8 protein-coding genes are annotated in these 11,765 nt (G+C 54.8%); 6 read left to right on the top strand and 2 right to left on the bottom strand.

Annotation, left to right across the window (positions count from 1 at the left end; all coding sequences use genetic code 11):
- Positions 1 to 45 precede the first annotated feature (45 nt).
- The 4 genes from purL to FJ695_RS14125 all read left to right on the top strand — a co-directional run bounded on the left by purL (position 46) and on the right by FJ695_RS14125 (position 4,670).
- On the top strand, positions 46 to 2,244 hold the full coding sequence (gene purL / locus FJ695_RS14140; protein WP_141186057.1) for a phosphoribosylformylglycinamidine synthase subunit PurL: 2,199 nt from the start codon (positions 46 to 48) through the stop codon (positions 2,242 to 2,244).
- A 43-nt stretch (positions 2,245 to 2,287) separates the two neighbouring features.
- Positions 2,288 to 2,521, top strand: coding sequence for a BolA family protein (locus tag FJ695_RS14135; protein ID WP_141186056.1), 234 nt, complete (start codon positions 2,288 to 2,290; stop codon positions 2,519 to 2,521).
- Between the two features lie 154 nt (positions 2,522 to 2,675).
- Positions 2,676 to 3,008 (top strand): Grx4 family monothiol glutaredoxin, encoded by a 333-nt coding sequence (gene grxD, locus FJ695_RS14130; protein WP_141186055.1) that lies wholly within the window; start codon positions 2,676 to 2,678, stop codon positions 3,006 to 3,008.
- A gap of 228 nt (positions 3,009 to 3,236) precedes the next feature.
- The gene (locus FJ695_RS14125; protein ID WP_141186054.1) at positions 3,237 to 4,670 is read left to right on the top strand and encodes a glyceraldehyde-3-phosphate dehydrogenase; all 1,434 of its coding nucleotides are present in this window, start codon (positions 3,237 to 3,239) and stop codon (positions 4,668 to 4,670) included.
- Between the two features lie 296 nt (positions 4,671 to 4,966).
- On the opposite strand, the gene FJ695_RS14120 is transcribed toward FJ695_RS14125, so the two are convergent.
- Positions 4,967 to 7,807: an FG-GAP-like repeat-containing protein gene (locus FJ695_RS14120; protein WP_141186053.1), complete on the bottom strand. Its 2,841-nt coding sequence runs from the start codon at positions 7,805 to 7,807 to the stop codon at positions 4,967 to 4,969.
- A gap of 582 nt (positions 7,808 to 8,389) precedes the next feature.
- Here FJ695_RS14120 and FJ695_RS14115 point away from each other — a divergent pair.
- Positions 8,390 to 9,610, top strand: coding sequence for a 6-phosphofructokinase (locus tag FJ695_RS14115; RefSeq protein ID WP_141186052.1), 1,221 nt, complete (start codon positions 8,390 to 8,392; stop codon positions 9,608 to 9,610).
- A 355-nt stretch (positions 9,611 to 9,965) separates the two neighbouring features.
- Here FJ695_RS14115 and FJ695_RS14110 read toward each other — a convergent pair whose 3' ends face one another.
- On the bottom strand, positions 9,966 to 10,424 hold the full coding sequence (locus FJ695_RS14110) for an Lrp/AsnC family transcriptional regulator (RefSeq protein WP_141186051.1): 459 nt from the start codon (positions 10,422 to 10,424) through the stop codon (positions 9,966 to 9,968).
- 113 nt (positions 10,425 to 10,537) lie between these two features.
- Here FJ695_RS14110 and FJ695_RS14105 point away from each other — a divergent pair, with 113 nt between their 5' ends.
- Positions 10,538 to 11,743 carry a methionine gamma-lyase gene (locus FJ695_RS14105; RefSeq protein ID WP_141186050.1) on the top strand — a complete coding sequence of 402 codons (1,206 nt, stop codon included), beginning with the start codon at positions 10,538 to 10,540 and terminating at the stop codon, positions 11,741 to 11,743.
- Positions 11,744 to 11,765: the final 22 nt, after the last annotated feature.

The following is an 11,765-nucleotide window of genomic DNA, read 5'->3' as shown; positions in this document are numbered from 1 at the left end:
AGCGTTTCGCGAAACGCTCTCAACGCCGCAGATTTCCGGACCGACATGATCCCGAACGACATCAAGATCACGCCCGAACTCATCGCTTCCCACGGCCTCAAGCCAGATGAATATGACCGCATTCTGGAATTGATCGGCCGCGAGCCGACCTTCACCGAACTCGGCATTTTCTCAGCCATGTGGAACGAGCACTGCTCCTACAAGTCTTCCAAGAAGTGGCTGAAAACCCTGCCGACCGAAGGTCCGCGGGTTTTGCAGGGACCGGGCGAGAACGCCGGTGTTGTCGATATTGGAGATGGTCAGGCCGTTGTCTTCAAGATGGAAAGCCACAACCACCCGTCCTACATCGAACCTTACCAGGGCGCTGCGACCGGGGTTGGCGGCATCTTGCGTGATGTCTTCACCATGGGCGCACGGCCCGTGGCAGCGATGAACGCGCTGAGATTCGGCGAGCCGGACCATCCGCGCACCAAACACCTGGTGTCAGGCGTTGTGTCCGGTGTCGGCGGATATGGCAACTCCTTCGGCGTTCCGACCGTCGGCGGCGAAGTCGAGTTCCATGCCCGCTACAATGGCAACTGCCTGGTCAATGCCTTTGCAGCCGGCCTTGCCGACAGCGACAAAATCTTCCTGGCCAAAGCTGAAGGTGTCGGCCTGCCGGTGGTGTACCTTGGCGCCAAGACCGGCCGCGACGGTGTTGGCGGAGCGACCATGGCATCTGCGGAATTCGACGACACCATCGATGAAAAGCGCCCCACTGTTCAGGTCGGTGACCCATTCACCGAAAAATGCCTGCTGGAAGCCTGCCTGGAACTGATGGAGACCGGCGCGGTGATCGCGATCCAGGACATGGGCGCGGCTGGCCTGACCTGTTCCGCAGTTGAAATGGGCGCCTCTGGCGATCTCGGCATTGAGCTGAACCTGGATCAGGTGCCGGTGCGCGAAGAGCGCATGAGCGCTTATGAAATGATGCTGTCAGAAAGCCAGGAGCGCATGCTCATGGTTCTACGCCCGGAAAAGGAAGCCGAAGCCGAAGCGATCTTCAAAAAGTGGGGTCTGGATTTTGCCATCGTCGGCAAAACCACCGACACGCTGCGCTTCGTCGTCAAACACCTGGGCGAAGTCGTTGCCGATCTGCCGATCAAGGAACTCGGCGACGAGGCTCCGGAATACGACCGTCCGTGGGTTGAACCGACCAAACGCCCCGTTCTGGCAGCTGCCGATGTTGCCGAGCCGGAAGACTACGCAGACGCGCTGAAGACCCTCGTTGGCAACGCCAATGGCGCCTCCCGCCGCTGGGTCTACGAGCAATATGACACGCTGATTCAGGGCAACACGGCCGCCGCGCCGGGTGGCGATGCCGGTGTTATCCGCGTCGATGGCGGCCGCAAGGGCCTGTCTTTCTCCGTCGACGTTACCCCGCGCTATTGTGAAGCGGATCCTTATGAAGGCGGCAAACAGGCCGTTGCTGAAGTCTGGCGCAATCTGACCGCCGTTGGCTCCGAGCCTCTGGCTGCCACCGACAACCTCAACTTCGGCAATCCGGAAAAGCCGGACATCATGGGACAATTTGTCGGCTGCATCAAAGGCATCGGTGAAGCCTGCCGCGAACTCGATTTCCCGATCGTTTCCGGCAATGTGTCGCTCTACAACGAGACCCACGGCGAAGCGATTCTACCGACCCCGGCAATTGGCGGTGTTGGTCTTCTGCCGGATGTGACTGTGCGGGCCGCAACAAGCTTTGCCAATGAAGGTGATGCGATCCTCGTGATTGGCGGCCTCGGCACACATCTCGGCGCTACCCAGTACATGGCTGACATTCTCGGCCGCGAAGAAGGCGCTCCGCCGCCGGTCGATCTGGCCGCGGAAAAGCGCCGCGGCACCATCGTCCGTCAGCTGATCGGCGCGGCCCGGGTCACCGGCGTGCACGACATCTCTTCAGGCGGTCTTGGGGTCGCGCTTGCTGAAATGGCCATGTCCGGCGGCATCGGCGCGACCGTCGAAATTGACGGTCCGGCCCACGCTGCGCTTTTTGGCGAAGACCAGGGCCGTTATGTGGTCACGGTCGCGCAAGACAAGCTCGACGCGGTGCTGGAAGACATCATTGATGCCGGAATTGAAGTTCAAAAAATCGGCACCACAGGTGGCGGCGATTTGACAGTTGAAGGTGTTCTCACCATATCCGTTGCAAACTTGAAAAAAGCGCACGAAGATTGGTTCCCAACATACATGGCAATCGCTTAAGTCAATTATCGGCTTGGATTTATGGAATAAGGACGCACCTACTATGCCAATGAACGCAAATGAGATCGAAACCCTGATCAAGGAGGCCCTGCCCGATGCTCAGGTCGAGATCCGGGATTTGGCTGGTGATGGTGACCACTACGCGGCCAATGTGATCTCGGAAGCCTTCCGGGGCAAAAGCCGCGTACAGCAGCACCAGATGGTTTATGAAGCGCTGAAAGGAAACATGGGAGGGGAACTTCATGCCCTGGCCCTTCAGACTCAAGCGCCGGAATAAACCCATGGAGAAATAAAATGGTTTGGCTTTTCCTCATCCCAGTTCTTGTGATCCTTCTGATTATGGAAGTCCGGATTTGGAAAGCCGTATCCAGATTGATTTACCGCACCGGCCAAAGGCTTACCGCGCCGGCGAAACGCAAGGACGTGCAGAAATGAGCATCCAGGACTGGATTAAAAACGAAGTCGATACCAACGATGTTGTGTTATTCATGAAAGGCACACCGAACTTTCCGCAGTGCGGATTTTCCGGTCAGGTCGTTCAGATCCTCGACTATGTCGGCGCCCCGTATAAAGGCATCAACGTTCTGGAAGACGATGACCTGCGCCAAGGCATCAAGGAATACACCAACTGGCCGACCATCCCGCAGCTCTATGTGAAGGGTGAGTTTGTCGGCGGCTGCGACATCATCCGCGAAATGTTCCAGAACCAGGAACTTCAGGGACTGATGTCTCAAAAAGGTATCGAGGTTGCCAAAAGCGCCTAATTGGCCGCTTTCAGCATCACGCATTCAAGGGGCGGTTTTCCGCCCCTTTTTTTGTCGCCACTGTCATTGTGAGGGACGCCGAAGCGTTGCTGGCAACGCTGCCACTCCATCTAATCGATTAAACAAAAAGTGGGTCTGGACATTGCGTTTGGACTGGCGCTAAACCGCGCGCAGGCGGGAAAACCTGCCAATCATTGTGCGTTAATTACCCAAAGGGAGTTCGTCGGCATGGCGGCTATGGATAATCACTTCGATAACTGGAAGGAACAACAATCCGCCGCTGAGCAGATGATCCCACTGGTTGGCCACCTCTACCGGGATTACGGCATCAACATCCGGATTTTCGGACGCCGGCTCCTCAACAACTCCGCCATCGAGATCATCAAGGCCCACCGCTACGCCCTGCAGATCACCGGTCAGGAGCTGGACGTCTCAAAAAGCCTTGAAATCGTCAAGGCGATGCTGGAGATGGACCTTGCCGCCGCCCGCGTTGACCTTGGCAAACTCTGCCACCGCTTCATGGCGGAAGGCGGCGATGCCAAGACTTTCCTGGAGCAGCAGCTCGCCAGCATCAACACCGGCAAAACCTCCATCTTGCAGGAGCCACAGGACGTTGTCCTCTACGGCTTCGGCCGCATTGGCCGCCTTCTGGCGCGCATGCTGGTGGAACGTGTGGGTGCGGGCAACAAAATGCGCCTGCGCGCCATTGTCGTGCGCGGCGGCAAGGACGGCGATCTGAAAAAACGCTCCAGCTTGCTGCGGCGCGATTCCGTCCACGGTGCCTTCAGCGGATCGATCACCGTGGATGAAGAACAGAACGCCATCATTGCCAACGGCAACTACATTCAGGTGATTTACGCCAACTCCCCGGCCGAGGTGGATTACACCAAATACGGCATCAACAATGCGCTGGTGGTCGACAACACCGGGATCTGGCGCGACGAAGACGGTCTCGGCCAGCACTTGAAATGTCCGGGCGCCTCAAAGGTCATTCTGACCGCGCCGGGCAAAGGCTCCATCAAGAATGTCGTTTATGGCGTCAACAATGGCGACATCACCGAAGACGACGACATCCTGAGCGCTGCCTCCTGCACCACCAACGCGATCACGCCGGTGCTGAAGGTGATCAACGATGAGTTCGGTGTCGAGAACGGCCATGTGGAAACCATTCACGCCTTCACCAACGACCAGAACCTGATCGACAACTACCACAAGGGCGACCGCCGGGGCCGCTCCGCGCCGCTCAACATGGTTTTGACCAGCACGGGCGCGGCAAGTGCTGTTGCAAAGTGTCTGCCGGAAATGAAGGGCAAACTGACCGGCAACGCTGTCCGTGTGCCGATCCCGAACGTCTCCATGGCCATCCTCAACCTCAATCTCAAGCGTGAGACAACGGCTGAGGAAATGAACGACTACCTGCGCAAGATTTCCATTCAATCGCCGCTGCAGGACCAGATCGATTACACTGCGTCAACGGAACTGGTCTCCTCGGACCTCGTCGGCTCCACCCATGCCGGTGTGGTCGACAGCCAGGCGACCATCGTCGATGGTGACCGCCTCGTGCTTTACGTCTGGTACGACAATGAAGCCGGCTACAGCACCCAGGTCATCCGCCTGATGCAGGACGTCGCCGGCATGAAATACCCCTCCGTCCCAGAGTAATTTTTCCAGGACGCAAGGTCTGATTACTTTTTCAAGATGCGTGAGAAAGGGGCGGTTTTCTGCCCCTTTCTTTTTGGCGTGTGAATGCTCGGTTGATATACAGTTTGGTTTGCCAGAAAAGCAGGTTTTCGCAGTAGATTGCGCCAACGGCCAAACGATGTAGTCCAGATGATAGCCACAATCGGAAAGCGGCATTTGATCTTGAAGCCCAAGGCCGTTTTTCTTGTCGCCTCCATTTAGCCCGCCGAAAACTTCACATAGCTTGTGGCACCATTTTTTGCGGACCTACCTAATCTCTAAGCAATATCAACATAATACGCGACGCCCTCATAGTTAAAATGAGACAATGTGTTGATGATATTATCTCGCTCTGAAGCACTTGCGGTGTAAAAATGGGATCCTGTTTGCGTATTGTAAAACCGATAAAACTCGGTATTTGAATTATTGGATGACGAATACGCATAATAAACTATTCCCTCATAATTAAATTGAGACAAATTATTGAGAATATTCAAATACTCATCATTATTCGCCGTGTAAAAATGATTGCCTGTTGCCGTATTGAAGAAGCGATGGACGGCCGTTCCCCCATTCGCTTGAGTGGCATCAGAGTCAAATGCATTTCCTTCGAAAGAAAACTGCGGAAGCGTTGAGATGATATTGTCTCTCTCCGCAACGCTAGCTGTAAAAAAATGTGTCCCTGTAGCAGAGTTAAAAAACCGGTAAATCTCCTGAACAGATGTGTTCTCTCCACTGATGGACGACCCACTTGCGCCGGACAGTGTGATAGTTACCGTCGCAGAATCAGTGGTGCCATTGCCGTCTGATGCTGTGTAACTAAAGGTGTCTGTTAAAGTTTGCCCGGCAGTCAGAGCTGTGATCGACGATACATTTGTCGGATCATAAGAGATCTCACCATTTACAATAGAAAGCGCTGCGCCAAGAGAACTGGTGGAGGACCCCAGCGCTGTAATTTGTAACGAGGCAGTGTCCGGCCGCGGGTCGTTTGCAAGAACGTCCAATTGTCTCACAGTAACCGTTCCACCGACGCTATTTGTTGTTTGGCCATCGAAATTGCCGATCGTTACCGAGTCGGCTTTTGCACCGGTCAATGTCTGTGCTTGCGCGAGTGCGCCGGATCCATTGTTGGTCCATACATAATTGTTGCCTGTATCATTACCGGTTGCGACATCCATATCTCCGTCGCCATCCAGATCAGCGACCGCCAATCCGTAAAACTGATCGGAAGATGAACCTGAAACCGTTGAGAACGCTTGCGTAAAAGAACCGCTGCCATTGTTGATATGAACTTCGACAGTCGCACCTCCGCTTACTGTAACCAGATCAGCACGCCCATCGTTGTTCATGTCGGCAAACTGCAAGTTCCGGGCCTGCGAACCAACTTGTGCCGAACTAGACTGTGTAAACGCCAGTGGATCCCCAGAGCCCTTGTTAGCTGCATTACTCAACCACACCTGGTTCGGAACATCTGCAGTGTAGGGTGCTAGGGCAGCGTCCAAGTCACCATCACCATCGACATCGGCAAGGACAACATCGCGCGAGGCAAGGGTGCCAAGGGTCGCGGTTGATGCGCTGAACGTGTTCGATCCAGAATCGAACAAATAAATCCCATTCCCGTTGCCCTGGAAATTGGCAGTGACCACGTCAAGATCACCATCGGCGTCGACATCAGCTAAGGCGGCTTCAAGACTGCCTGCAGCTACGGGAACCTGGATTGTGCTTGAGGTATTAAATGAGCCATTACCGAGACCTAGGTATACCCGAACGGCATTGGCATCTATCCCGCCAACCAATAGATCAATGTTACCGTCAGCATTTATGTCGCCCAACTGGACGATGCGATCATTGGTCTGACTTAAAACGCCCGATTGTAAAGTAAATGTTCCGTCGCCATCATTCAACGCGACAACAGGCTGGCCAGACTGATCACTTGCATAAACCAGGTCGTCAAAACCGTCCCCGTTGATGTCGGCCGACGCAATGCTCCAGCTACTCGAGCTGCCCAGACTTTGCCCACTGTTGGTGAAGACACCGGGAGTTGAATCAGAGTTCAGAAAAACCGTGTTTGGGTTGCTGGACCAATTCCCAAATGCAATGTCCAACTGCCTACTCGTTGTCGTGGACCCACTGGCGACACTGATATTGAACTGGTCGTCAACCGCATCAAGAGAAACTGTTGGCGTTGTGGGATCCGTAGTCCCTCCGGTTTCGGTGACATTGAGCCTGTAATAGGCTACCTGTCCCTGGGCATCCGGTGTATTTCCATCCCCGGTTTGAAACGTATTCGATATGTAGATTGTTTCTGTGCTTGTAGCAGTGAATGTCACTCTTTCCAGCGTATTGGCATCCCCGCTAGACGTCGAAAATGATAGATTGTTGTTGTTGGCGTCCTTCAAAGTCAAAAATGTGTCTGTGGACTCAAATGTATTACCAACATCGCTTTTCTTCAGTTCAATGACGTACTCTTTGCCTGCTTCAACATTCAATCTATAGACATCAACATCGGAAGAACCCTGCACACTGCCGTAGATCGTATCGGATACGACAATTGTTGCCATTGTATCCGACACTGTACCCGGCGCATCACGCAACAAGGTTGTCTCATCTTGAGAACCGAGGGTGGAAGCCGATACAGCTGTCACGACCGGAACGGTTGTATCTGTCAGAGTTAAAGTATAGCCAGCCGTTACCCCCCGTGGTTCCACAACAATAATAGGGGTCAAATAAGGGGAGCTGCCATCCGTATACCAACGATAGGACGCTTGGGTCCACGTCGTCGAACCGTTGGTATCCGGACGATAAAAATATGGGTAAGTTGAATCAAATGAGCCGTGGGAGTTTCCGGTTGAGGCATCCCGAAGGGAAAATGTTGCTGCGTTGGTAGCGTCGTTTGCAACACCATTTATCGTAAGTTGCACCAAATACTGCTTACCGGCATCAAGTGCAGTTCTATAAGCGTCAAAGCTCATATCCAGAGGACTACTGTACCCTCCTGATGCGGACGAACCGACAAGTATAGCGCCATTGGTATTTATGATTTGGTCTAAGATGCTGCCGCTATTGCCTGGCTGGATATCGGTGCCAGTTGTGACTTCGTCGATTGTCGCCGTTACCATCGTTCACCCCCATGCAACAGCCTTGCCAGCAGACACAGTAACCCAACGTAAGCTATCCGCAACTCAGAACAAATTACAATATCCATTAGTAATGCAAGAGGCCTACTCGAAGCGAAGGCCCGCCAATATGCCAAAGTTTAGTAAATACCCCCCCGCACACTCAAAGTAATCACGAACAAAACCACAACCCAAAAGCGAGTAAGGAGTAAATACTTTTGCATGCAAATTTTCCAGGCGTGTTCCGCCTGATTTACAAGTGACGTCAAAGTGATCTTGCTGCAAATGCTATCGCAGTGTTGCGCTAAGAAGTCATAACTGAACATCAACCCTAACTTGAAAATGCCAAATTATGAAATACCCCTGCAAAGCGCCTCAGTTTATTTGTAACCTTCTGCAGTTTCCGAAATCGGGTTTTCCGCTTATCGTGTGGGTGAATCCACCCTCGGTAAAATGCAAGTATTCAAAGATCTGCCACGCCCGAAAAACACTGCTCAAATCGTGTGCACCTGCCCCAATTAAACGCTTGTTTGTAGACTTCTTTTGGTGCCAATTTGGGTGCTCAAAAATAAAAAGGAAATCTCGATGTTTCACGGCAAGGTATTGGTCGCCCAAGGGGGTGGGCCGACGGCGGTTATCAATCAGTCCATGGTCGGGGCGGTGCTGGAGTCGCGCAAATTCCGCAGCGTGGAGCTGATCTACGGCGCGGTGCACGGCGTGCGCGGGATCTTGGACGAGGATTTTTACGATCTGACCCAGGAAACCACCCACAATCTGGAGATGGTCGCCAACACGCCGTCATCCGCGCTTGGGTCAACGCGCGACAAGCCGGACCTGAAATACTGCCAGGAGATTTTCAAAGTCCTGAGGGCCCATGAGATCGGCTATTTCTTTTATACCGGCGGCAATGATTCCTCAGACACCGTGCGCATCGTGAATGATGAAGCGCGCAAGGCCAATTATGATCTGCGCTGCATCCACATTCCCAAAACGATCGACAACGATCTGGTCGAAAATGACCACACGCCGGGCTTCCCGTCCGCTGCGCGTTATGTGGCGCAAGCGTTCATGGGCGTCAATCTCGACAATGCAGCGCTCCCTGGCATCTATATCGGGGTTGTCATGGGCCGCCATGCCGGCTTTCTCACTGCCGCTGCCGCCTTGGGCAAGAAGTTTTCAGATGACGGACCGCATCTCATCTACATGCCTGAACGCACCTTCGACATTGATCAGTTCATCAAGGACGTCCGCGAGGTGTACAACCGCCTTGGCCGCTGCGTTATTGCGGTCAGTGAAGGCATTCATGATGCCTCAGGCGAGCCGATCATCTCCAAATTAAGCCAAGAAGTCGAAACGGACGCCCATGGCAATGTGCAATTGTCCGGCAGCGGCGCGCTCGCTGATTTGTTAACGCAGAAGGTCAAGGAAGCGCTGAATGTCACGCGGGTCCGGGGCGATACACTCGGCTATATCCAGCGCAGTTTTGTTGGCTGTGTCTCCGATGTGGACCAGAATGAAGCCCGCGAAGTCGGCGAAAAGGCCGTCCAATATGGAATGTTCGGTGACCGCGACGGATCGGTGACAATCAAACGCACCGGCCACTATTCGGTCGACTATGAACTGGTGCCGCTGGAGGTGGTCGCCGGAAAAACCCGCACCATGCCCGATGCGTTCATCTCCGCGTCCGGCAATGATGTCACCGATGAATTCCGGATGTACCTGCGCCCACTGCTGGGGTCCGGCATGCCAGACGCTCATCGCCTCCGCCCCAACAAGGTGCCGAAGATTTTGGCGGCCGGGTCCTAGGAACCGGTTGAGCACTTTTCACTCCTCTCCCCCCTTGCGGGGGAGATGTCTCCGTCAGGAGATAGAGGGGCAATTCCAGGAACCAGCGTACCCAGACTGAGAACGTCAAAGGGATTTCGGTGACCGGACCTTTTCACAGCGGTCATCCCCGCCCCGTGAAACGGAAATGTGCGGGGATCCACTCTTGCTCTCCGCATGCGGACGGTAGAGAGAACTTTCCGCTTAGGCTCTGCAAACGAGTGGTTCCCCGGCCTTCGCTGCGCTGCGCCGGGGATGACCGCCGTAGGGCGGGGTAAAACTTCATCTCCGAAGAACCCGTCGCGCAGAGACGGTCCTTTTCCCAACACAGTGGTGTTCAATCCACCGGCGGAAAGACGCCTGTCTTTTTGACAAAGCCATAGACAAAACTGGTGTCGATGGACGCGATGCAGCCAATGGGGTGGATCCGTTGGCGGATGAAGTCCTCATAAGCATCGAGGCCGGACACGACCACCCGGAGCTGATAGTCCGTTGCCCCGGTCATCACCACACATTCCAAAACTTCGTCCATCGCCATGACCCGACTTTCAAAACGCTTAACGTCTTCTTCGTTGTGCCGCTCCAGCCGGATGCGCACGAAGACGGTGACCGGCAGGCCGTAGGCTTTTGGGTCAACCTCGGCCGTATAGCCCTTGATCGCCCCGCTCGCCTCCAGGATCTTCACCCGGCGCAAACACGGCGACGGCGACAGGTTCACCTTGGCGGCGAGTTCCTGGTTGGTCATGCGGCCATTTTGTTGCAGTGCACGAATGATTTGCCGGTCTTTTCCGTCCATTTCGCCTACTTTTTAGCAGATTATGCCAATTTCTATACACAAAATGGCATTATTTGAAATCAATTGCCAGCCATAAAGGCGCACCATGTTCGCAACTTAAAGAAAGGTTCGACATGGACAACCATCTGAAGGGCTTTGCGACCCGCGCCATCCACCACGCCTATGACCCGCTGAAGAACGAGGGTGCCCTCACCCCGCCCCTGCATTTGACCTCTACCTTTGCCTTTGAGACGGCAGAGGCCGGCGGTGAAATGTTTGCCGGCGAACGTGAAGGCCACATCTATTCGCGCATTTCCAATCCGACCCTTGACCTTCTGGAGCGCCGCATTGCTCTTCTGGAAGGCGCTGAGGCTGGTCTGGCACTGTCATCGGGCATGGGCGCAATCACCGCAGCCCTGTGGACCCTGCTGTCTCCTGGCGATGAGATCATTGTCGACGAGACCCTTTATGGCTGCACTTTCGCCTATATGCGCCATGGGCTGACCAAATTCGGCATCACCGTCACCCATGTGGATCTCACCGAACCGGAGAACCTGACGGCAGCCATCAGTGAAAAGACCCGCGTGGTCTATTTCGAAACCCCGGCCAATCCGAACATGCGGCTGGTGGACATCGCGGCTGTTTCCAAAATCGCAAAGACCGCCGACGCCACCGTCGTCGTCGACAACACCTATGCAACGCCTTACCTCACCCGTCCGATTGAACATGGCGCGGATCTGGTTCTGCATTCGGCGACAAAATATCTCGGCGGGCACGGCGATGTGGTTGCCGGTCTGATTGCAGGCCCGGCGGAAATGGTTCAGGAAATCCGCCTTGTCGGCATGAAGGACATGACTGGCGCTGTCATGGCACCATTCAACGCCATGCTGATCCTGCGCGGCCTGAAAACACTTGCGCTACGCATGGACCGGCACTGCGCCTCTGCCCAGCCGGTGGCCGAATGGCTGGAAGCGCACCCTGCTGTCGGCGAGGTCTATTTCCCGGGGCTTGAAAGCTTCGCCCAGCACGATCTTGCCAAGCGCCAGATGGCCAAACCTGGCGCCATGATCGCCTTTGAGCTGAAAGGCGGTCTGGAAGCTGGCCGGACCATGATGAACCGCTTGCAAATGATTGGCCGGGCGGTTTCCCTTGGAGATGCGGAAACCTTGATCCAGCATCCGGCGACCATGACCCATTCAACCTACACGCCGGAAGAACGGGCAGAGCACGGCATCACCGATGGCCTGATCCGCCTGTCGGTTGGCCTGGAGGACCTGGATGACATCTTGGCCGACCTGGACCAAGCCTTGCCGGCAACTGAAATGACTGCCGCCGCCTAAGACCATACCGAAAGGAGCCGGT

Source organism: Labrenzia sp. PHM005 (assembly GCF_006517275.1).
In the GTDB taxonomy this organism is placed as follows: domain Bacteria; phylum Pseudomonadota; class Alphaproteobacteria; order Rhizobiales; family Stappiaceae; genus Roseibium.
The sequence above is the reverse complement of the archived record's forward strand: the minus strand, read 5'-3'. Positions and strand labels throughout refer to the sequence as shown.